This window comes from Streptomyces sp. NPDC002776 (assembly GCF_053592195.1).
The window spans coordinates 291,088-312,717 of sequence record NZ_JBSFVG010000004.1; the positions used below are offsets into that span (position 1 = coordinate 291,088).

The 21,630-nt window shown below is 72.5% G+C and carries 15 protein-coding genes and 1 pseudogene; 10 read left to right on the forward strand and 6 right to left on the reverse strand.

Translation table 11 applies throughout. The features are described from left to right. Window positions 1-652 precede the first annotated feature (652 nt). Both ACWD11_RS11195 and ACWD11_RS11200 read right to left on the reverse strand, forming a co-directional pair. Entirely contained in the window at window positions 653-2,884 is a 2,232-nt protein-coding gene (locus ACWD11_RS11195; protein WP_451282585.1) for a heavy metal translocating P-type ATPase, read from the reverse strand. Between the two features lie 18 nt (window positions 2,885-2,902). Continuing rightward, window positions 2,903-3,118, reverse strand: a complete 216-nt coding sequence (locus ACWD11_RS11200) for a heavy-metal-associated domain-containing protein (protein WP_389415908.1) — start codon at window positions 3,116-3,118, stop codon at window positions 2,903-2,905. A 194-nt stretch (window positions 3,119-3,312) separates the two neighbouring features. Between ACWD11_RS11200 and ACWD11_RS11205 the strand changes: the two genes are divergently transcribed. Continuing rightward, window positions 3,313-4,518, forward strand: a complete 1,206-nt coding sequence (locus tag ACWD11_RS11205) for a cation:proton antiporter (protein ID WP_451282588.1) — start codon at window positions 3,313-3,315, stop codon at window positions 4,516-4,518. 45 nt (window positions 4,519-4,563) lie between these two features. Further along, complete coding sequence (locus tag ACWD11_RS11210; protein WP_451282589.1) at window positions 4,564-5,607, forward strand: zinc-dependent alcohol dehydrogenase family protein; 1,044 nt, start codon at window positions 4,564-4,566, stop codon at window positions 5,605-5,607. Window positions 5,608-5,654: 47 nt separating this feature from the next. On the opposite strand, the gene ACWD11_RS11215 is transcribed toward ACWD11_RS11210, so the two are convergent. Both ACWD11_RS11215 and ACWD11_RS11220 read right to left on the reverse strand, forming a co-directional pair. After that, on the reverse strand, window positions 5,655-5,855 hold the full coding sequence (locus ACWD11_RS11215) for a helix-turn-helix transcriptional regulator (RefSeq protein ID WP_389415911.1): 201 nt from the start codon (window positions 5,853-5,855) through the stop codon (window positions 5,655-5,657). Window positions 5,856-6,249: 394 nt separating this feature from the next. Then, on the reverse strand, window positions 6,250-7,173 hold the full coding sequence (locus ACWD11_RS11220) for a helix-turn-helix domain-containing protein (RefSeq protein WP_389415912.1): 924 nt from the start codon (window positions 7,171-7,173) through the stop codon (window positions 6,250-6,252). A 151-nt stretch (window positions 7,174-7,324) separates the two neighbouring features. Between ACWD11_RS11220 and iolC the strand changes: the two are divergent. The 5 genes and pseudogenes from iolC to mmsA form a co-directional block, all read left to right on the forward strand. Beyond that, window positions 7,325-8,269, forward strand: a pseudogene (gene iolC, locus ACWD11_RS11225) (5-dehydro-2-deoxygluconokinase); the annotation flags it as partial. 398 nt (window positions 8,270-8,667) lie between these two features. Beyond that, the gene (locus tag ACWD11_RS11230; protein ID WP_389415913.1) at window positions 8,668-9,552 is read left to right on the forward strand and encodes a Cgl0159 family (beta/alpha)8-fold protein; all 885 of its coding nucleotides are present in this window, start codon (window positions 8,668-8,670) and stop codon (window positions 9,550-9,552) included. A gap of 7 nt (window positions 9,553-9,559) precedes the next feature. After that, a complete protein-coding gene (gene iolB, locus ACWD11_RS11235; RefSeq protein ID WP_389415914.1) occupies window positions 9,560-10,408 on the forward strand; it encodes a 5-deoxy-glucuronate isomerase in 849 nt (282 codons plus the stop codon). Beyond that, a complete protein-coding gene (gene iolD, locus ACWD11_RS11240; RefSeq protein ID WP_451282592.1) occupies window positions 10,408-12,285 on the forward strand; it encodes a 3D-(3,5/4)-trihydroxycyclohexane-1,2-dione acylhydrolase (decyclizing) in 1,878 nt (625 codons plus the stop codon). The genes iolB and iolD overlap by 1 nt, the downstream gene beginning before the upstream one ends. A gap of 14 nt (window positions 12,286-12,299) precedes the next feature. After that, window positions 12,300-13,802 carry a CoA-acylating methylmalonate-semialdehyde dehydrogenase gene (gene mmsA / locus ACWD11_RS11245; RefSeq protein ID WP_389415916.1) on the forward strand — a complete coding sequence of 501 codons (1,503 nt, stop codon included), beginning with the start codon at window positions 12,300-12,302 and terminating at the stop codon, window positions 13,800-13,802. A 64-nt stretch (window positions 13,803-13,866) separates the two neighbouring features. Here mmsA and ACWD11_RS11250 read toward each other — a convergent pair whose 3' ends face one another. Continuing rightward, entirely contained in the window at window positions 13,867-14,715 is an 849-nt protein-coding gene (locus tag ACWD11_RS11250) for a hypothetical protein (RefSeq protein WP_451282593.1), read from the reverse strand. A gap of 341 nt (window positions 14,716-15,056) precedes the next feature. On the opposite strand from ACWD11_RS11250, the gene ACWD11_RS11255 reads away from it, so the two are divergent. After that, complete coding sequence (locus ACWD11_RS11255; RefSeq protein WP_451282595.1) at window positions 15,057-16,472, forward strand: APC family permease; 1,416 nt, start codon at window positions 15,057-15,059, stop codon at window positions 16,470-16,472. On the opposite strand, the gene ACWD11_RS11260 is transcribed toward ACWD11_RS11255, so the two are convergent. After that, the gene (locus ACWD11_RS11260) at window positions 16,455-17,840 is read right to left on the reverse strand and encodes a condensation domain-containing protein (RefSeq protein WP_389415919.1); all 1,386 of its coding nucleotides are present in this window, start codon (window positions 17,838-17,840) and stop codon (window positions 16,455-16,457) included. The genes ACWD11_RS11255 and ACWD11_RS11260 overlap by 18 nt on opposite strands. A gap of 222 nt (window positions 17,841-18,062) precedes the next feature. On the opposite strand from ACWD11_RS11260, the gene ACWD11_RS11265 reads away from it, so the two are divergent. Both ACWD11_RS11265 and ACWD11_RS11270 read left to right on the forward strand, forming a co-directional pair. Next, window positions 18,063-20,696 carry an alpha/beta fold hydrolase gene (locus ACWD11_RS11265; protein ID WP_451282597.1) on the forward strand — a complete coding sequence of 878 codons (2,634 nt, stop codon included), beginning with the start codon at window positions 18,063-18,065 and terminating at the stop codon, window positions 20,694-20,696. Next, window positions 20,693-21,547, forward strand: coding sequence for an ABC transporter permease (locus ACWD11_RS11270; RefSeq protein ID WP_389415921.1), 855 nt, complete (start codon window positions 20,693-20,695; stop codon window positions 21,545-21,547). Before ACWD11_RS11265 ends, ACWD11_RS11270 begins: the two co-directional genes overlap by 4 nt. Window positions 21,548-21,630: the final 83 nt, after the last annotated feature.

Genomic DNA, 21,630 nt, shown 5'->3' on the forward strand with positions numbered 1-21,630 from the left:
TCGAGGAGCGCTGACACCTGCCGGTCGGGGGCGCCGTCACGGCGGCGCCCTGCACGGGCGTGGTTCGTTCCGTCCCGGTGTTGCCCTGCCGGGGGTCGACCCGGTGTTGTTGCTCTGCGCGGTGAACGCCGTAGGTGTTCCGGCCGTAATACCAAGAAGAAGGCGCCCTGGCGCCGGTCCCCCCACGGGCCGACGTCCAGGGCGCCTTCCCATGTCCCGGTGCGGATTCCCCCCACGGGATCCGGCCGGGCGTCTGTGAGGACAGCGCCTGAATCGCTGTTGTTCGGTACTGCGTTGAGCAGAACGGGCGGAGTCCGCCGTACTACTCGGTGTGCGGTCTGCCGGGACAACGCACCCGGGAGGGCCGCTCAAAGCTCCCCGGTGTGCGTGCCCCGGCAACGCATCTCTGAGGAAGTCCCCCAAGACATCCCCAGACGCCAGTCCACGCCCCCCAAGACGCTTCCTGACATCGCCAACTTAGACCTTCGAACCCCTTCGATGGTTACGTTCGCGTCACTGTGATCTGCGTCTCTTGCAAATGTCCGTTAGATACGCAAGAGCCCCGATCCACCGAACGGGTCCAAGCGTAAGGATGCTGCGCGAGCCTTGTGAAGAGCTTATGTGAGGCTCGCGCAGGACTCCAGAGGCGCCCCTACCGGAAAGTGCGCAGCCGCAGGCTGTTCGTCACCACGAAGACCGACGAGAACGCCATCGCCGCGCCCGCGATCATCGGGTTCAGCAGCCCCGCCGCGGCCAGCGGCAGCGCGGCCACGTTGTAGCCGAACGCCCACACGAGGTTGCCCTTGATCGTGGTGAGCGTCCGCCGGGACAGCCGGATCGCGTCCGCCGCCACCCGCAGATCCCCCCGCACCAGCGTCAGATCCCCGGCCTCGATCGCCGCGTCCGTCCCCGTACCCAGCGCCAGCCCCAGATCGGCGGTGGCGAGCGCGGCCGCGTCATTGACGCCGTCGCCGACCATGGCGACCGTCCGCCCCTCGCCCTGCAACCGCCGTACCGCCGCGACCTTCTCCTCGGGCAGCACCTCGGCGATCACCTGCTCGATCCCGACGCTGCGCGCCACCGCCTCCGCGACCGCCCGGTTGTCCCCGGTCAGCAGCACCGGCGTGAGCCCGAGCGCGCGCAGCTCGCGCACGGCCTCGGCGCTGGTCTCCTTGACCGTGTCGGCGACCGCGAGGACCGCACGCGCGGCCCCGTCCCAGCCGACGACGACGGCCGTACGCCCATCCCTCTCGGCCTCGTCCCGGGCCCGGGCCAACTCCCCGGGAAGCGACGCGAACAGCCGCCCCACGGCGACCTCATGGCCCTCCACGCGCCCGCGTACGCCCCGCCCGGGCACGTTCTCGAAGTGCTCGGCCACCGGCAGCGCCCCGGCCCGCTCCTCGGCCCCCGCGGCGACCGCCCGGGCGACGGGGTGCTCGGAGGCGTGCTCCAGGGCGCCCGCCAGCCGCAGCACCTGCGTCTCGTCGGTGCCCTCGGCGACGTACACCTCGTGCAGGGTCATCCGTCCCGTCGTCACCGTGCCGGTCTTGTCGAGGACGACCGTGTCGACGCGGCGGGTCGACTCCAGCACCTCCGGCCCCTTGATCAGGATGCCGAGCTGGGCCCCGCGCCCGGTGCCGACCATCAGCGCGGTCGGGGTCGCGAGCCCCAGCGCGCAGGGGCAGGCGATGATCAGGACGGCGACGGCCGCGGTGAACGCGTCGACGGTGTCACCGGTGGCACCGAGCCACCCCCCGAAGGTGGCGACGGCGATGGCCAGCACCACCGGCACGAAGACCGCGGAGATCCGGTCCGCGAGCCGCTGCACCTCGGCCTTGCCGCTCTGCGCCGCCTCCACCAGCCGCGCCATCCGCGCGAGCCGGGTGCCGGCGCCGACCTCGGTGGCCTCGACGACGAGCCGCCCGCTCACGTTGACGGTCGCGCCGGTCACGGCGGAGCCGGCCGTCACGTCGACCGGCACCGACTCCCCGGTCAGCATCGAGGCGTCCACCGCCGAGACCCCCTCGACGACGGTGCCGTCGGTGGCGATCTTCTCCCCGGGCCGTACGACGAACCGGTCGCCGACGGCCAGTTCGGCCACCGGGATCCGCCGCTCCCGCCCGTCCCTGAGGACGGCCACGTCCTTGGCGCCGAGGTCCATCAGCGCCCGGAGCGCGGCTCCCGCGCTCCGCTTGGCGCGGGCCTCCAGATAGCGGCCGAGCAGGATGAAGGCGACCACTCCGGAGGCCACTTCGAGGTAGATCGTCGAGGCGCCGTCCATCCCGCCGACGGTGAGCCGGAACTCGTCCCGCATCCCGGGCATCCCGGCGTCCCCGAGGAACAGCGCCCACAGCGACCACCCGAAGGCGGCCAGCGTCCCGAGCGAGACCAGGGTGTCCATGGTGGCGGCGCCGTGCCGGGCGTTGGTCCAGGCGGCGCGGTGGAAGGGCAGCCCGCCCCAGACGACGGCCGGCGCGGCGAGGGTGAGCGCGAGCCACTGCCAGTTGTCGAACTGCAGCGCCGGGACCATCGACAGCAGCACGACGGGCGCGGCGAGCAGCGCGGAGACGGTGAAGCGCTGCCGGGCGGCCGCGAGTTCGGGGTCGTCCTCGGCCGCCTGCTCCGGCGCGGCGGGCTCGGGCGGGGCGGGCTCCTCGGCGGTGTACCCCGTCTTGACCACCGTGGCGATCAGATCGGCCACCTCGACCCCCGCCGGGTACCTGACCTTCGCCTTCTCGGTGGCGTAGTTGACGCTGGCGGTGACCCCGTCCATCCGGTTGAGCTTCTTCTCGACCCGGGCGGCGCACGAGGCGCAGGTCATGCCGCCGATGAGCAGCTCGACCTCGGAGGTGGGGGCTGCGGGGGCCTGGGTGACGGTGGACATGGCCGGACTCCGGACCGCTCAGACGGCGCCGACGAGTTCAAAACCGGCCTCGTCCACGGCCGCGCGCACATCCTCCTCGCGCAGCGCCTCCGCGGAGACGACGGTCACCTCGCCGGTGGAGGCCACGGCCTTCACGGAGCTGACGCCGGGAAGCTCGGAGATCTCGCCGGAGACGGCGCCCTCGCAGTGTCCGCAGCTCATCCCGCTGACCTTGTAGACGGCGCTGACGCTCATGTTGTTCTCCTCGTCGAGGCATGTGGGGCTGACGGGTACCACGAGGGGTCCCCGTATCACCACCGTATACCCCGGCGGGGTATTACTCCAAGACGGGGCGCAGCGGCCGGGCGCGGGCGCCCGCGCGGGACCGGGCCCCGGAAGAATCCCGCGGCTTGGGGGGATTTGTCCACTCCTTATGGTAGGTACCCCCTATGTCGCAGGCCGGGACGCTCATCCTCATCATGTCCATCGCGGTGCTGGCGCCGCTGCTCGCCCACGGGGTCGGCCGCCGGCTGCCCGTCCCGCTCGTCATCTTCGAGATCGCACTGGGCATCCTGGTCGGCCCGGACGTGCTCGGCTGGGCGGGGGAGGGTGAGGTCATCGACGTCCTCGCCGACCTGGGCCTGGCGATGCTGATCTTCCTCGCGGGCTACGAGATCGAGTTCGACAAGGTCCGCGGCACCACCCTGCGCCGGTCGGTGCGCGCCTGGCTGATCTCCCTGGCGCTGGGTCTGGGCCTGGCCACCCTGCTGTCCGGCTTCGACTTCGACCGGGGCGTGTACATCGGTACGGCGCTCACCAGCACCGCCCTCGGCACCGTCCTGCCGATGCTGCGCGACGCGGGTGACCTGCGCTCCCGGTTCGGCTCGGTGATGCTGACGTTCGGCGCGGTCGGGGAGTTCGGGCCGATCATCGCCATCGCCCTGCTGCTGAGCGGCCGTTCGCCGGGCCGCTCGGCGGTGGTGCTGGCCGCGTTCGCGCTGCTGACGGCGGTCGCCGTGTGGTGGGCGACGCGGCCCCGGCCGCCGTGGTTCTCCCGGGTGGTCGAGGTGACGCTGCACACCAGCGGCCAGTTCGCCGTACGCCTGGTGGTCCTGCTGCTCGCGGTCATGCTCGGCGTCTCCCAGGCGCTGGGCCTGGACACCCTGCTCGGCGCCTTCGCCGCCGGGGTGATCGCGCGGCTGGTGCTGCACGGCTCGGCACCCGAGAGCGCGGAACCGGTCATGGAGAAGGTCGAGGCGATGGGCTTCGGCTTCCTGGTGCCGGTGTTCTACGTGGTCACCGGCATCGAGTTCGACCTGGACTCCCTGCTGTCCGGCGGCCGCGCCCTGCTGCTCCTGCCGCTGTTCCTGCTGCTCTTCCTCGCCGTCCGGGGGCTGCCGGTGTACGCCCTCGCCCCGCGTGACCTCGGCCGCCGCGACCGGGGCGCCCTGACCCTGTTCGCCGCCACCGCCCTGCCGCTGGTCGTGGCCATCACCACGATCGGCGTGGACGCCGGCACCCTGCGCACCGACGAGGCGGCGGCGCTGGTCGGCGCGGCCATGGTGTCGGTACTGGTGTTCCCGCTGGCCGGACTGCGGCTGCGGGGCGAGCGTGCGGCGCCGCGGGACGCGGCCAGGGAGCCGGAGTCCTGGTGATCGAAACGGCAGGACCTAGTCTTCGCCGGGGAGGAAAGGAGCCCCATGCGAGCCGTCGTCTTCGAGCAGTACGGCGAACCCGCCGAGGTACGCGACCTGCCCGACCCCCGCCCCGCCGACCACGGAGTCGTGGTCCGGGTCGAGGCCACCGGCCTGTGCCGCAGCGACTGGCACGGCTGGCAGGGCCACGACCCCGACATCACGCTGCCGCACGTCCCCGGCCATGAACTCGCCGGTGTGGTCGAGGCGGTGGGCCCCGGGGTGAGCGGCTGGCGCCCCGGCGACCGGGTCACCGTCCCCTTCGTCTGCGCCTGCGGAAGCTGCCCGGCCTGCGCGGCGGGCGACCAGCAGGTGTGCGAGCGGCAGACCCAGCCCGGCTTCACCCACTGGGGCTCCTTCGCCCAGTACGTCGCGCTGGACCACGCCGAGGTGAACCTGGTCGCGATACCGGACGGCCTGTCGTACGCCACCGCGGCCTCGCTCGGCTGCCGGTTCGCCACCGCGTTCCGGGCGGTGGTGCGGCAGGGCCGGGTCGCCGCGGGGGAGTGGGTGGCGGTGCACGGCTGCGGCGGGGTGGGCCTGTCCGCGGTGATGATCGCGGCCGCGTCGGGCGCGCGGGTCGTCGCCGTGGACGTCTCGCCCCAGGCGCTGGCCCTGGCAAGGAAGTTCGGGGCCGCGCACTGCGTGGACGCGGCGAGCACCCCGGACACCGCCGAGGCGGTCCGGGAACTGACCGGTGGCGGTGCCCATCTCTCCCTCGACGCCCTGGGCTCGCCCGTCACCTGCGCCGCCTCGGTGAACGGCCTGCGCCGGCGCGGCCGGCACCTCCAGGTGGGCCTGCTGCCCTCGGCCGACGGCACCACCCCCGTCCCGATGGCCCGCGCCATCGGCTGGGAGCTGGAACTCCTTGGCAGTCACGGCATGGCCGCGCACACCTACCCGCCGATGCTGGAGCTCGTCCGGTCCGGCGTGCTGCGCCCCGACCTCCTGGTCACCTCCGCCATCACCCTGGACGAGACCCCGGCCGCGCTGGCGGCGATGGGCACGGCACCGGGGCCGGGGGTGACGGTCATCGAGCCCTGGAGCTGAGGCACCGGGCGTGGGAGTGCCCCGCACGGAGGCGGGGCACCGGGGCGTCAGTCGGATCGTCGGCCGCGGTTGCCCGGGCGGGAGGCGACCCACGCCCGGACGGTGTCGGCGTACCAGTAGGGCTTGCCGCCCTCCACATGGTCGGGCGGGGGCAGCAGCCCGTGCTTGCGGTAGGACCGCACGGTGTCGGGCTGCACCCGGATGTGCGCCGCGATCTCCTTGTACGACCAGAGCCGTCGGTCGGTCATGACGTGCACCTCCCCGCGCGCGCCGCGGCGGCGGCCGGAACGGCCGTCGGGGGGACCGGGCGCTGCGCTGGTGATCACAAAGCCTGTGCCCGGTGAACGACGCTCGGTGACCGCAGGGCAGGGGCTGTGCGCCGGGTGTGACGCAAGGCCCGCGTAGGTGCGACATGTGTGACACAAGGGGGGCGTTTGTGACACAGGTGACGCAAAGGCGCACTCGGGCGCATGGGCGCGGCGCGTTGACGGCCGCGGCGGAATGTGCGGGGACGGCAGGAATGTACGGGGACGGCAGGGCGGGCCGCACCCGCTGCGTCGGGTCCGGCCCGCCGTTTCCCCCGCCGACCTCGGCTCGTCGTCCGCGCGAGGTCAGGGGCACAGCGTGCCGGTGGAGATCCCGTCAGGTATTGGAAAAAACCGAACTGCCGCCGGACGCGAGCACAAGACTGGTGGCCTCGCCCGCCAGCCGGTCCGCGACCGCAGACCCCTCCGCGGTCGGGGCCGACGACCGCCGGGCGGCCGTGAACTGACGGGGCGTGCACCCCGTCATCGTCTTGAACTCACCGCTCAGGTGGGCCTGGTCGTAGAACCCGCACAGGGCCGCGGTCTCGGCGGCGGCGCGTCCGGCCGCCAGCAGGCGCCGGGCCCGCTGCAGGCGCAGCACCCGGGCCGCGGCCTTCGGGCCGAGCCCGATCTGCTCCCGGAACCGGCTCTCCAGGTGCCGCGCACTCCAGCCGACCTCCTCCGCGAGCCGCGGCACCGGCATCGCGCCGCCCGTGCGCACCAGCTCCGCCCAGGCCCGCACCACTCGCCCCGAACTGGGCACCCCGGCCGCGGACCAGCGCGTGAACACCTCGTCCAGCAGCCCGAACCGGCCCCGCCAGGTCGGCAACGAGGCGAGCGCGTCGGCGAGTTCGCCCACGCCGATGTCCAGGGCGTGCGGCAGCTCGTCTGGGTCGACCGTGCGGTCGGCGAGTTCGTGCTGCGGAGTGCCGAACAGGGTGAACGCGGCCCACGGCGTGAGCAGCACCTCGATCCCGGCCAGCCGCCCGCTGTGCTCGCCGACGGCCGGGGTGGTCGTGGGCCCGCCGAACAGGGACACCAGCGTGTCGGGCGTCCGCCCGGGGCGCAGGATCCGCACCGGGTCCCCGAACCCGAACAGCACGGTCGCCGCCCCGATCGGCGTCTCCAGCCGTCGCCGGGGCCGCTCGAAGCCGAGCCGGAACCCGCGATAACTGATCAGTCCCGGCCGCAGCCGGGGGTGGGGCCGGCCGAAGGCGACTTCCCAGGATCCACCGGGCCCGTGCCCGGACCGAACAAGCACGCACCGAGCATGGCAGCCGTACGGCGAGAACGACACCCGCGGGAGCCGCTCGCTCAGGTGCCACGTCTGGTCCGAATGTCTGGACAAAACATTGACAGGGCTCCGTCGCCAGGGCTAGAAAGCCGGGAGAGCCGATACGAAGGGGAACGCGATGGCGTACGACCTGATCACCATGGGGCGGATCGGGGTGGACCTCTATCCGTTGCAGACGGGCGTCCCTCTGCCGCAGGTCACCTCCTTCGGCAAGTTCCTCGGCGGCTCGGCGACGAACGTCGCGGTCGCCGCGGCCCGGCTGGGCCGGAACACCGCCGTCATCACCCGCACCGGCGACGACCCCTTCGGCACCTATCTCCACGAGGCCCTGCGGGGCTTCGGCGTCGACGACCGCTGGGTGACCCCGGTCCCGGGCCTGCCCACCCCGGTCACCTTCTGCGAGGTGTTCCCGCCGGACGACTTCCCGCTCTACTTCTACCGGCAGCCCAAGGCGCCCGACCTGGAGATCGACGCCCATGAACTCGACCTCGACGCCATCCGCGCCGCCCGGGTCTTCTGGGTGACCGGCACCGGACTGAGCGAGGAGCCCAGCCGTACGGCGACCCTCGCGGCGCTCGCCCACCGCGCCAAGTCCGGCATCACGGTGTTCGACCTCGACTGGCGCCCCATGTTCTGGAGCGACCCCGAAGCGGCCCGCCCCTTCTACGCCGAAGCGCTCCGGCACGCCACCGTCGCCGTCGGCAACCTCGACGAGGTGGAGGTCGCCACCGGAGTCCGGGACCCGCACGCCGCCGCCCGCGCGCTGCTCGACGCCGGGGTGGAACTCGCCGTGGTCAAGCAGGGCCCCAAGGGCGTGCTGGCCGTGCACCGCGACGGCGACCGGGCGGAGGTCCCCCCGCTCCCGGTGACCGTCCTCAACGGCCTTGGCGCCGGCGACGCCTTCGGCGGCTCCCTCTGCCACGGCCTGCTCAGCGGCTGGGACCTGGAGACGACGATGCGCCACGCCAACGCGGCCGGCGCCATCGTGGCTTCCCGCCTGGAATGCTCCTCGGCAATGCCGACCCCCGAGGAGCTGAGGACGACCCTGACCACAGGCTCGGTCCCCCCACAAGAGCCACCACCAGCACCCCCCGCCCCCATCGACGGCGCCCGCACCCCACCCGGACGCACCGACGGCGATCTCGCCCCACCAGGGCCCCCCGCACCCATCGCCGCTGATAGCGCCCCGCAGGGGCGCCCCGCCCCCGCCGACGGCGCCCGCACCCCATCAGCACCACCCGCCCCCATCGGCGGCGATGGCACCTCACCAGGACCCCCCGCCCCCGCCGACGACCCCCGCACCCCATCAGGACCCCCCGCACCCGCCGACGGCGACCCCGCCCCACAGGGGCCACCCGCACCCGACGACGAGAGCCGCACGGGTGGTGCGGGTGGGAACCGACCGGCCGAAGGCGAAGCCGAGGCCGAGGCCGAGACCGAGACCGGAGACGGAGCCCCCCGGTGACCGTCGACATCGCGGAGCTGATCCGCACCCGCACCCGCCACCCCGAGGCCATCGCCGAAGCCGCCGCCCGCCGCAGGCGACGCCCCCTGCTCACCCCCACCCGCGACCGCCTGATGATCGTCGCCGCCGACCACCCCGCCCGCGGAGCCCTGAGCGTCGGCGACCGCAAGCACGCCATGGCCAACCGCGCCGACCTCCTCGACCGCCTCTGCCTCGCACTCAGCAGACCCGGCGTCGACGGAGTCCTCGCCACCGCCGACATCCTCGACGACCTGCTCCTCCTCGGCGCCCTCGACGACCGCGTCGTCATGGGCTCGATGAACCGCGGCGGACTTCAGGGCGCCGCCTTCGAACTCGACGACCGCTTCACCGGCCACCGCCCCGAGGACATCGCCCGCCTCAACTTCGACGCCGGAAAACTCCTCCTGCGCATCGACTACGACGACCCCGGCTCCCTGAACACCCTGGAGTCCACCGCCCGCGCCGTCGACGAGATGGCCGCCCGGCACCTCCCGCTGTTCGTCGAGCCGTTCATCAGCCGTCGCACCCCCGACGGCATACTCCGCAACGATCTCTCCGCCGACGCGGTCACCCGGTCCATCGCCATCGCCTCGGGCCTGGGCGGCAGTTCGGCGTACACCTGGCTCAAGGTCCCGGTCACCGACAACCCGGACGACATGGCCGAGGTCATGGAGACCTCGACGCTGCCCGCCGTGCTCCTCGGCGGCGACATCGGGGACGACCAGGACGCCGCCTACGAGAAGTGGCGCGGCGCCCTCCAACTCCCCACCGTGCGCGGCCTGGTGGTCGGCCGTTCGCTGCTGTATCCGGCGGACGGCGACGTGGCCGCCGCCGTGGACACCGCCGTAGGACTGCTGTGAGGGCCGCATGACGAAAAACCTGAGGACAAGCCCGACGAAGAACCCGACGAAAAACGAGCTGTACATCCCCAAAGGCGCCACCGCCGACGCGGACCACGTCCTCGACATCACCCCCGACCGGGCCGGCTGGACGCACTCCAGCCTGCGGATCGTCGAGCTCGCGCCCGCCGGTACGCACACCTTCACCACCGGGGACAGCGAATGGATCGTCCTCCCCCTCAGCGGTGGATGTACCGTGCAAACAGAACAGGAAGAGTTCCAACTCCTGGGCCGGGAAAGCGTGTTCGCGTCGGTCACCGACTTCGCGTACGCCCCCCGGGACACCCGGGTCCAGATCGCCTCCGGCGCGGGTGGCCGCTTTGCTTTGGCAGGAGCAAGGTGCGAGCGACGACTCCCCGCCCGCTACGGCCCCGCGCCGGAGGTCCCCGTGGAGCAGCGTGGCAGCGGCAACCGGCTGCGCCACGTACGCAACTTCGCCTCCGCCGACGCCTTCGCCTGCGACAAGCTCATCGCCGTAGAAGTGATCACCCCCGGCGGCAACTGGTCCTCGTACCCGCCGCACAAGCACGACGAGCACCGGCCGGGCGAGGAGTCGGAGCTGGAGGAGATCTACTACTTCGAGATCGACGGCCCGCACGGCTTCGGCTACCAGCGCGTGTCCCCCTCCCGGGAGGGCGGCTCCGACGTGCTCGCCGAGGTCCGCTCGGGTGATGTCGTCCTCGTTCCCGACGGCTGGCACGGCCCGTCGATCGCCCAGCCCGGCCACGACATGTACTACCTGAACGTCATGGCGGGCCCGGGGGAGACCCGGGAGTGGCGGATCTGCTTCCACCCGGACCACACGGAGGGGTACTGATGACCACCCGGCTGACCGTCGCCCAGGCGCTGGTCCGTTTCCTCGCCGCGCAGTACACCGAACGCGACGGCGCCCGGCACCGGTTCATCGGCGCGACCTGGGGCATCTTCGGCCACGGCAACGTCGCCGGACTCGGCCAGGCGCTCGTCGAGTACGCCGATGTCATGCCGTACCACCAGGGCCGCAACGAGCAGTCCATGGTGCACGCGGCCGTCGGCTACGCCCGCCAGTCGAACCGGCTGTCCACGCACGCGGTGACGACGTCGATCGGCCCCGGCGCGACCAACCTGGTCACCGGCGCCGCCCTCGCGACCGTCAACCACCTCCCCGTCCTGCTGCTCCCCGGGGACATCTTCGCCACCCGCCCGGCCGACCCGGTCCTCCAGCAGCTGGAGGTCCCCTACGCGGGCGACCTCAGCGTCAACGACTGCCTGCGCCCGGTCTCCCGGTACTTCGACCGCGTCACCCGCCCCGAGGCCCTGATCCCGGCCGCCCTCCAGGCCGTACGGGTGCTCACCGACCCGGTCGAGACCGGCGCCGTCACCCTCGCCCTGCCCCAGGACGTGCAGGCCGAGGCCTACGACTGGCCGGAGGAGTTCTTCGCCGAGCGCACCTGGGCGGTACGGCGGCCGGGCGCCGACCCGGCCGAGCTGGCCGGGGCCGTGACCGCGATCCGCACCGCACGGCGGCCCCTCGTCGTGGCCGGCGGCGGGGTCCACCACAGCCGCGCCGAGGAGGCCCTCGCCGAGTTCGCGGCCGCCACCGGCATCCCGGTGGCCTCCACCCAGGCCGGCAAGGGCTCCCTGCGCCACGACCACCCCCAGGACGTCGGCGGCATCGGCCACACCGGCACCGAGACCGCCGACCGGCTGGCCCGCACCGCCGACCTGGTGATCGGCGTCGGCACCCGGTACACCGACTTCACCACGGCCTCCGGCACCCTCTTCCAGAACCCGGACGTCCGCTTCCTCAACCTCAACATCGCGCCCTATGACGGCCACAAGCTCTCCGGGACGCCCCTGATCGCGGACGCCCGCACGGGCCTGGAGGAGCTGACCGAGCGGCTGGAGATGCACGGCCACCGGCTCGACCCGTCGTACGTCGCCGAGTACACCGAGGGCAAGGCCCGCTGGGAGCAGCGCGTGGACGCCTGCTTCGCGGCCCCGGAGCCGGACGTACGACCGAGCCAGCCGCAGGTCATCGGCGCGCTGGACGCCGTGGTCGACGAGTCGGACGTGATCATCAACGCGGCCGGTTCGCTCCCCGGTGACCTGCACAAACTGTGGCGGTCCCGGTCGGCCGACCAGTACCACCTGGAGTACGGCTACTCCTGCATGGGCTACGAGATCCCGGCCGCGATCGGCGTGAAGCTCGCCGCCCCCGAGCGCACCGTCTGGGCGCTGGTCGGCGACGGCACCTACCTGATGATGCCGACGGAGATCGTCACCGCCGTGCAGGAGGGCATCGCCATCAAGGTGCTGCTGGTGCAGAACCACGGGTACGCGTCCATCGGCGGCCTGTCGGAGTCGGTGGGCGGCGAGCGGTTCGGCACCGCCTACCGCTTCCGGGCGGACGACGGCACCTACACCGGCGCCCCGCTCCCGGTCGACCTGGCCGCCAACGCCGCCAGCCTCGGCATGCGCGTCCTGCGCGCGCGGACCGTCCGGGACCTGCGCGCGGCCCTCGCCGAGGCACGGGCCGCCGACACGCCCACATGTGTCTACGTGGAGACCGAAACGGCAGACACAGTGTCGGGCGCGCCCGAGGCGCAGGCCTGGTGGGATGTTCCTGTGGCCGAGACCGCGACCCGACCGTCGGCGGTCAAGGCCCGCGACGAGTACGACCGGCACGTCTCAACCCGACGCCGCCATCTGTGAAGGAGTTCTTGGTCATGACGAAGATCGTCAACCACTGGATCGGCGGCAAGTCCGTCGACGGCGCGTCGGGTACCTACGGGCCGGTCACCGACCCGGCCACCGGCGCGGTCACCACGAAGGTCGCGTTCGCCTCGGTCGACGAGGTCGACGCCGCCGTACAGGCCGCGAAGGAGGCCTTCGTGACCTGGGGCCAGTCCTCGCTGGCCCAGCGCACCACGATCCTGTTCAAGTTCCGGGCGCTGCTGGACGCCAACCGGGACGCCATCGCCGAGCTGATCACCGCCGAGCACGGCAAGGTGCACTCCGACGCCCTCGGCGAGGTCGCGCGCGGCCTGGAGATCGTCGACCTGGCGTGCGGGATCAACGTGCAGCTCAAGGGCGAGCTGTCGACGCAGGTCGCCAGCCGCGTGGACGTGGCTTCGATCCGCCAGCCGCTCGGCGTGGTCGCGGGCATCACGCCGTTCAACTTCCCGGCGATGGTCCCGATGTGGATGTTCCCGCTGGCCATCGCGTGCGGCAACACCTTCGTGCTGAAGCCGTCGGAGAAGGACCCCTCGGCCGCGATGAAGATCGCCGAGCTGCTCGCCGAGGCCGGTCTGCCGGACGGCGTCTTCAACGTCGTCCACGGCGACAAGGTGGCCGTGGACCGCCTGCTGGAGCACCCGGACGTCAAGGCCGTCTCCTTCGTCGGCTCGACCCCGATCGCCCGCTACATCCACACCACCGCCTCGGCCAACGGCAAGCGCGTGCAGGCGCTCGGCGGCGCCAAGAACCACATGCTGGTCCTCCCCGACGCGGACCTGGACGCGGCGGCCGACGCGGCCGTCTCCGCGGCCTACGGCTCGGCGGGCGAGCGCTGCATGGCGATCTCCGCGGTCGTGGCCGTCGGCGCGATCGGCGACGAACTGGTGGAGAAGATCCGCGAGCGCGCCGAGAAGATCAAGATCGGCCCCGGCAACGACCCCTCCTCCGAGATGGGCCCGCTGATCACCAAGGTCCACCGCGACAAGGTGGCGTCCTACGTCGAGGGCGCGGCGGCGGAGGGCTGCGAGGTCGTCCTGGACGGCACCGGCTACACGGTCGAGGGCCACGAGGACGGCCACTGGATCGGCATCTCGCTCCTCGACAAGGTGCCGACCACTGCGAAGGCGTACCAGGACGAGATCTTCGGCCCGGTGCTGTGCGTGCTGCGCGTGGACACCTACGAGGAGGGCGTGGCCCTCATCAACGGCTCGCCGTTCGGCAACGGCACCGCGATCTTCACCCGCGACGGCGGCGCCGCCCGCCGCTTCCAGCTGGAGATCGAGGCCGGCATGGTCGGCGTGAACGTCCCGATCCCGGTCCCCGTCGGCTACCACAGCTTCGGCGGCTGGAAGGACTCCCTCTTCGGGGACCACCACATCTACGGCAACGACGGCACGCACTTCTACACCCGCGGCAAGGTCGTCACCACCCGCTGGCCGGACCCGTCCGAGGCCCCGGCGGGCGTCGACCTGGGCTTCCCGCGCAACCACTGATCCGCGCACCCACTGAGCGGCACCAGCCGGGCCCGGGCACTTCACGTGCCCGGGCCCGGTCGTGTCACTGGCCGTTCTGCTCCTTGACCGCCTCGGTCAGGTCGGCGGTCTGCGCGGCCGGCGGGGCGGCGATGTCCTTGGTGGCGCCGAACTTGGCGAAGTCCATGGAGATCGACATGGAGCCCATCACCTGCTCCATGCGGACGGGCAGGTCCTTGTCGTTGACCCAGATGTCCATCTCCATGGTGGTGGCGCCGCCGGTCATGGCGCCCAGCATGCTGTCCTCGCCGCTGTAGGCGTCCTTGAACTTGCCCATGTCGTTCTCGTCGAGCACGGCCCGGTAATGGGTCGTGCTCTGGCCGTTCACGGTCTCGGCGCCGAGGTCCTCGACATCGCCCGCGTACTTCAGGCTCTTCATGGACGCCGTCGGGTTGCCCGCGTCGCCGCCGCCCTTGTAGGCCTGGCTGCCGCTGTCGCCGAACACCGCGGAGGAGTCGACCTTGATCCACTCCTTGCCCGCGATCGGGCCGGAGGCCTGCGGGTCGACGTCGTAGTAGTAGACGCCGTCGACGAGCAGGACCTGGATCGTCGGGTCGTCCTGGAGCTCCTGCATCTGGGCGGCCGCGGTGTCCATCTGGACGTCGTAGGCCATGCCGTCACCCCACGAGTAGGTGCCCTCCATGGCTATCGGCTTGCCCGTGCCGAGGTCGGTCGACATGCTCACCTCCGCCGAACCGAGCTGCTCGGTGCGGTCGGTGGCGCGGGCCAGCGCCGCCATGATCTTGTCCGCGCCGGTGACCGTCTCGGCCGCCTTCTTCGTGGTCTCCTTCGCCGCCTCGGACCCGCACCCGGTGACCGCCACCAGGGCCGCCGCCGTGACTCCCACCCAGGCCGTGGTGTGCCTCAGCTTCATCCGTCCCCACCCCATCGCTGTGTCTTCGCTGTGTGACAAAACGACTCTAGCGGCCCTCACCGACACGTCCGTATGCCGGACGTCGGCAGTTTTTTCGAGCTTCACGTTGCGGTTCCCGTACGGCCGCAATAAGCGGAACGGCTTGCCTCTTCTGCTGTATACGCGATCTAGAGGGCCCTTCGGCTGCGGATTTCGTAGGTAAACAACCATTGACGTGTTGGTTTTCGTCGGTGTTCCATGCAGCGCCGGGAGCGGACGGAAAACCACGTACGACCGAAGCCGCCGGAGGCGATAGCGCTCCCGCCCGAAACCACCCCGCACGAGCCGATCGGAACCGCCGCATGACCGACACGCTGGAGAAGTCCCTCGTCCCCGATGACGTACCGGCCCGCGCACCGGAGCTGAAGCGTTCGATCGGAGTCGTCGGCGGCACTCTGCTCACGATCTCCTGTGTGACGCCCGCCTCCACCCTCTTCGTGGTCGTCCCCGACCTCTTCGGCTCGCTCGGCACCGCCACCGCGCTCACCATCGCGATCGGCTCCCTGCTCTGCATCGCCGTCGCGTTCTGCTACTCCGAGCTGGGCACCCTCATCCCCAGCGCCGGCGGCGAGTACGCGATGGTCACCACGATGGCCGGACGCCTCGCGGGCTGGCTGGTCTTCGTGCTCTCCCTGCTGGTCGTGATGATCGTGCCCCCGGTGATCGCGATGGGCACGGCCGACTATCTCGCCCCGATCGTCGACCTCGATCCCTCGATGGCGGGCGCCGGCGTGATGCTGCTCGCCACCCTCGCCGGTCTGCTGGACCTGCGCGCGAACGCCTGGATCACCGGCGTCTTCCTGGTCCTGGAGGTGGTGGCCGCGGCCGTGGTCGCCGTGCTGGGCTTCGCGCACGCCGAGCGCGGCCCGGACAGCCTGGTCTCGCTCCAGGTGGCCGGCGCCGACGGCGGCGTCGACACCGTGACGGCAATGCTGATCGTCTCCGGGCTCGCCATCGCCCTCTTCGTCACCCAGGGCTTCTCCACCGCGGTCTACCTCTCCGAGGAACTGGAGAACCCGCGCCGCAACGTCGCCCGTACCGTCCTGGCCACCCTCGGCATCTCCGCCGTGATCATCCTGGTCCCGGTCATCGGCATCACCCTTGGCGCCTCCGACCTCTCCACGCTGACCGGCGGTGACATCGGCGGCATGGTCGAGGCCTGGTCCAACTCCGCGGTCGGCACCTTCGTCAGCCTCTGCGTGGCCCTCGCGATCATCAACGCGGGCATCGTCATGGTCATCCAGAACTCCCGCGTCCTGTTCGCCTCGGCCCGCGACAAGGCCTGGCCCGAGCCGGTCAACGCCGTCTTCGCCAAGCTCGGCCGCTTCGGCTCCCCCTGGGTCGCCACGCTGGCGGTCGGCGTCCCCGGCGCCGCCATGTGCTTCGTCGACCTGGACACCCTGTACGGCGTGACCGGCGTGTCGGTGACCGGCATGTACCTGCTGGTCGCGGTGGCCGCTCTGCTGGCCCGCCGCGGCGCCCACCGGCACCGCCCCGCCTGGCGCATGCCCCTGTGGCCCGCCATGCCGGTCCTGCTGATCGTCGTCCTGGCCTACATCCTCACCCAGCAGGAGACGGAGTACCTGCTGTGGACGGGCGGCATCACGGCCGTGGCCACCCTGTACTGGGCGCTGTACCTGCGCCCGAGGCGGACCACACGATGGCTGGTGACCCTCCCGCACGACGAGCGGGACCAGCCCTCACCCGCGGGCCACTGACACCACGACGTCCCGCAACCGCTCCACGTACAGCCGCATGTTCTTGTGCGCGACGTCCGTGTCCGGGTACCGGCTGGCGAGCCAGAGCCCCTCGTGCAGCCGGTTCACCCACACACAGACCTGATCCCCGTACGACACCCTGATCAGCGCGTACGCCGACCGCCCGGCCCAGTCCCCGGCGCCCGGAATCCCCCGGGCGTCGAGGTACGACACGATCGAGTACAGGTCCGGCGAGGTGGGCCGGAAGTCGGCCCCCAGCAGGGTCAGCACCCGGGCGAGCGGCATCCGCGCCAGCGGCCGGGCCGCCTGCAACTGCGCGCGCACGCTCCGCAGGGCCTGCGCGAAGTCCGGCTCCGGCACCAGCGGCACCTCGATCGGCGCACCCCCGACGTACCACCCCAGGGAATCCGACCACCGCGACTTCGCCCGCGTGTGGAAGGGCACGACCGTGCGGTAGACGGACTGCCCCCCGATCTCCCGGACGATGAGCGCCGTGGCCGCCAGCAGACCCACCAGGCTCCCGCCGCAGGGCCGGCAGTACGCCTCGAACGCGGCGGCGTCCTCCGGGCCGACGAGCATCTCCCGCATCAGCTTCTGCCCGGGCAGCGGCCCCCCGGGCTCCACCCCGAGATCGACCGGGAAGCCCGGCAGCCGCCCGTCGCACCGCCTGATGAACTCCCGCCAACGGCCGACGATCTCGTGGTTCTCGTCGATCCGGTCCGCGTCCGCCCGTTCGAGCTCGCAGAAGTCGATGTAACTGCTCACCGGCGGCTGCTCCTCGGCCCGGCCCGCGAGGGCCGCCGCGTACAGCTCGTACAGCTCGGCGGGGATGCGGTGCAGGGAGTAGGCGTCGACATTGCTGTGGTCGAAGGCCAGGTACACACTGGTGGCGTCGTCCCGCACCACCGCCGCGTAGATCAGGTTCGGCCAGCGCAGCGCGTCCGCCACCGCGTCGAACCGGTCCTGCAGGTGCTGGACCAGGTCCGCCGCGTCGGTGAAGTCACCGACCACCTCGCGGTGCAGCGCCACCTCCTCGGAGCCGAGCGTGAACCGGCGCAGCTCGTCACCGGCCAGCCGGAAGCCGCTGCGCAGCGTCTCGTGGCGCAGCGTCCAGGTCCGCAGGGCGTCCTGGAGGGCGTCGAGATCGATCCGGCCCGGGACGTCGAACGCCGTGCCGAGCCAGGTCGGGACGAACAGCCCGTCCTCGCGCACGGTCCGGGCGGTCCTGATGTGCGACTCCTGGATGTACGCCGGCGGGCGCGTGTCGTCCGGCAGCCGCGAGGCTCTCTCGACGGTCGCCGGACTGAGCGTCCACTCGACGAGCCGGCCGGGCCGGACCTCGCAGCGCTGGATGTCGGTGATGCGCACAGGGCGTCTCCGTTCGCATGGGGGCGGACCTTCTAGGGTCTGCCGCGCCCGGCGCCAGGGCGTACCGTTTCGCCCCGCTTCAGTGGATCGGGTGGCGCCTCGAACAGCGGTCCTCGTACCACGGGCGCGGTATGCGGGAGGCCGCCGTACGCCCGTGGGAGGTGGGCCGGTTCACCCTGCGGTCGACAACTCCCCGACAGGTTGACCCCGTACCGTTGACGCATGGATCTTCGACTGCGAGGGCCGTCCCGGCGGCCCCGGCGTCTGCTGGCCGCCGGGGCCGCCGTCGTCGTGCTCGCCGGCGCCGGCACCTGGACCGCCGTCGCCTCGGACGAGGGGCCCGCGGTGCACCGCGCCGACCGGCTCCTGTCCGCGGGCGACGTACGCCTGGACACCTCGTACTTCACCGCCCCCGGCGGCGAGCGGCGCCCCGCCGTCCTGCTCGGCCACGGCTTCGGCGGCAGCAAGGACGACATGCGCGAGCAGGCCGAGGAGCTGGCCGCCGACGGGTACGCGGTGCTGACCTGGTCGGCCCGCGGCTTCGGCAGGTCCACCGGCGCCATCGGGCTCAACGACCCGAAGGGCGAGGTCGCCGACGTCAGCAGGCTGATCGACTGGCTGGCGCAGCAGCCCCAGGTCAGGCTCGACCGGACCGGCGACCCGCGCGTGGGCATGGCGGGCGCCTCCTACGGCGGCGCGATCAGCCTCCTCGGCGCCGGGTACGACGACCGCGTCGACGCCATCGCGCCGGCGGTGACGTACTGGAACCTCGCCGACGCCCTCTTCCCGAACGGCGTCTTCAAGAAGCTCTGGGCCGGCCTCTTCGTCAACACCGGCGGCGGCTGTCACCGGTTCGAGGACCGGCTGTGCCGGATGTACGAGCGGGTCGCCGAGTCCGGCACCCCGGACGCCGGGGCGCGCGCACTGCTGGAGCAGCGCTCCCCGTCCGCCGTCGCCGACCGCATCGACGTCCCCACGCTCCTGGTGCAGGGCCAGAGGGACTCCCTGTTCCCGCTCGGCCAGGCCGACGCCGCCGCCCGGGCGATCCGCGCCAACGGCGCCCCCGTCGACGTCGACTGGATCGCGGGCGGCCATGACGGCGGCGACCAGGAGGTCGACCGGCTCCGGGCACGCATCCGGGTCTGGTTCGACCGGTACCTGAAGGACGACAAGGCCGTCGACACCGGCCCCGCCTTCCGCGTCACCCGCACCGGAGGCGTCGACTCCACCGACGGCCAGGCCCAGTTGCGTGGCGCGAGCGGGGACCGCTACCCCGGTCTGGACAGCGGCCGCGAGGAGGTCGCCCTGACCGGCCGCGAACAGAGCTTCGCCAACCCGGCCGGCGCCAACCCGCCCGCCGTCTCCGCCCTCCCGGGCCTGGGCGGCGGCGGCCTCGCCCAGCTCTCCTCCCTCGGCGTCGGCGTCTCCCTCGACTTCCCCGGCCAGTACGCCCGCTTCGACTCCGCCCCCCTCCGGGACGACCTGCGCATCACCGGCTCCCCGACGGTCACCGTGCACGTCGAGTCGACCAGCGAGGACGCCGTCCTCTTCGCCAAGGTCTACGACGTCGGCGCCGACGGCACCCAGCAGGTGCTGCCGTCCCAGCTGGTCGCACCGGTGCGCGTGAAGGGCGCGAAGTCCGGCAAGGACGTGACGATCACGCTCCCCGCCGTCGACCACGAGATCGACCGGGGCCACCGGCTGCGCCTGGTCCTCGCCTCCACCGACCTCGGCTACGCCTCCCCGGCCGCCCCCGCGACCTACCGGGTCGCCCTGAAGAGCGACCTGAGCGTGCCCACGGCCCCCGCAGTGACCACCGCCGCCGCCCCGCTGCCCACGTGGGTGTGGTGGCTGCCGCTCGCCGGTGCGCTGGTCGCCGCGGCCCTGCTGCTGACCGCCCGCCGCCGCACCGCGGCACCCGCCCCCGACCCGGAACTGGCCGACGTCCCGCTCCAGATCACGGACCTGAGCAAGAAGTACGCGGGCGGCGACCGCTACAGCGTCCGCGACCTCACCTTCCGCGTCGACAAGGGCCAGGTCCTCGGCCTGCTCGGCCCGAACGGCGCCGGCAAGACGACGACCCTGCGCATGCTGATGGGCCTGATCCGGCCGGACGGCGGCGAGATCCGCGTCTTCGGCCACGCCATCCGCCCCGGCTCCCCGGTTTTGTCCAGGGTCGGCGCCTTCGTCGAGGGCGCGGGCTTCCTGCCGCACCTGTCGGGCCGGGAGAACCTGGAGCTGTACTGGGCCGCCACCGGCCGCCCCGCCGGGGACGCCCACCTGGACGAGGCCCTGGAGATCGCCGGCCTCGGCGACGCCCTGGCCCGCGCGGTGCGCACCTACTCCCAGGGCATGCGCCAGCGCCTGGCCATCGCCCAGGCCATGCTCGGCCTGCCGGACCTGCTGATCCTGGACGAGCCGACCAACGGCCTCGACCCGCCGCAGATCCGCGAGATGCGCGAGGTGATGATCCGGTACGCGGCCGCCGGACGCACGGTGATCGTCTCCAGCCATCTGCTGGCGGAGGTCGAGCAGACCTGCACCCACCTCGTGGTCATGGACCTCGGCCGGCTCGTCCAGGCGGGCCCGGTCGGCGAGATCGTCGGCTCCGGCGACACCCTGCTGGTGGGCACCGCCACGCCGGTGGAGGAGCCGGTCATGGAGAAGGTGACCGCGCTCGAAGGGGTCGCCTCGGCCGTACGGACCGACGACGGGCTCCTGGTCCGCCTCGGCGCCGACGGCAGCGCCTCCCGCCTGGTCGCCGAACTCGTCCGCCTCGACGTGCCCGTGGCGTCGGTGGGCCCGCACCGCCGCCTGGAGGACGCCTTCCTCACCCTGATCGGAGGTTCCGCATGAGCACGCTCACCGAGGTCGCCTCCGGTTACCGGGCGCGCCGCACCCTGCCGCTGCGCGTGGAGCTGGCCCGTCAGCTCAAGCGCCGCCGCACCCTGGTGATGGGCGCCATCCTGGCCGCGCTGCCGTTCGTGCTGCTGGTCGCCTTCGCGATCGGCGGCGAACCGGACCGCGGCGGCGACCGCATCACCCTGATGGACACCGCCACCGCCTCCGGCGCCAACTTCGCCGCGGTGAACCTCTTCGTCTCCGCCGGCTTCCTGCTGGTCATCCCGGTCGCCCTGTTCTGCGGCGACACGGTGGCCTCGGAGGCCGGCTGGTCCTCCCTGCGCTATCTGCTCGCGGCGCCCGTGCCGCGGGCCCGGCTGCTGTGGTCCAAGCTCGTCGTCGGGCTCGGCCTGAGCCTGGCCGCGATGGTGCTGCTGCCGGTGGTCGCGCTGGCTGTCGGCACCGCCGCCTACGGCTGGGGCCCGCTGGCCATCCCCACCGGCGGCTCGCTCGACGCGGGCACCGCGGCCCAGCGCCTGGTGGTCGTCGTGGCGTACCTCTTCGTCTCCCAACTGGTCACCGCCGGGCTGGCGTTCTGGCTGTCCACGAAGACCGACGCCCCGCTCGGCGCGGTCGGCGGCGCGGTGGGCCTAACCATCGTCGGCAACGTCCTGGACGCGGTGACCGCCCTCGGCGACTGGCGCCACTTCCTGCCCGCGCACTGGCAGTTCGCCTGGGCGGACGCCGTCCAGCCCACCCCGGAGTGGTCCGGCATGATCCAGGGCGCCGCCGTCTCGGTAACGTACGCCGTCGTCCTGTTCGCGCTGGCCTTCCGCGGTTTCGCGCGCAAGGACGTGGTGTCCTAGGTCACCGGAGGATCACCCACCGGTCTCGAAGCCCCCCTGTCGTGCCCACTTCGAGACCCACCCGCAACACCCCGTACCGCACG

Bases quoted from the DNA above. Each gene is read 5' to 3' on its own strand.
- mmsA (WP_389415916.1), top strand. From the start codon at position 12,300: ATGACGAAGATCGTCAACCACTGGATCGGCGGCAAGTCCGTCGACGGC.
- ACWD11_RS11265 (WP_451282597.1), top strand. From the start codon at position 18,063: ATGGATCTTCGACTGCGAGGGCCGTCCCGGCGGCCCCGGCGTCTGCTG.
- ACWD11_RS11270 (WP_389415921.1), top strand. From the start codon at position 20,693: ATGAGCACGCTCACCGAGGTCGCCTCCGGTTACCGGGCGCGCCGCACC.
- iolB (WP_389415914.1), top strand. From the start codon at position 9,560: ATGACGAAAAACCTGAGGACAAGCCCGACGAAGAACCCGACGAAAAAC.
- ACWD11_RS11210 (WP_451282589.1), top strand. From the start codon at position 4,564: ATGCGAGCCGTCGTCTTCGAGCAGTACGGCGAACCCGCCGAGGTACGC.
- ACWD11_RS11205 (WP_451282588.1), top strand. From the start codon at position 3,313: ATGTCGCAGGCCGGGACGCTCATCCTCATCATGTCCATCGCGGTGCTG.
- iolD (WP_451282592.1), top strand. From the start codon at position 10,408: ATGACCACCCGGCTGACCGTCGCCCAGGCGCTGGTCCGTTTCCTCGCC.
- ACWD11_RS11195 (WP_451282585.1), bottom strand. From the start codon at position 2,884: ATGTCCACCGTCACCCAGGCCCCCGCAGCCCCCACCTCCGAGGTCGAG.
- ACWD11_RS11200 (WP_389415908.1), bottom strand. From the start codon at position 3,118: ATGAGCGTCAGCGCCGTCTACAAGGTCAGCGGGATGAGCTGCGGACAC.
- ACWD11_RS11255 (WP_451282595.1), top strand. From the start codon at position 15,057: ATGACCGACACGCTGGAGAAGTCCCTCGTCCCCGATGACGTACCGGCC.
- ACWD11_RS11250 (WP_451282593.1), bottom strand. From the start codon at position 14,715: ATGAAGCTGAGGCACACCACGGCCTGGGTGGGAGTCACGGCGGCGGCC.
- ACWD11_RS11215 (WP_389415911.1), bottom strand. From the start codon at position 5,855: ATGACCGACCGACGGCTCTGGTCGTACAAGGAGATCGCGGCGCACATC.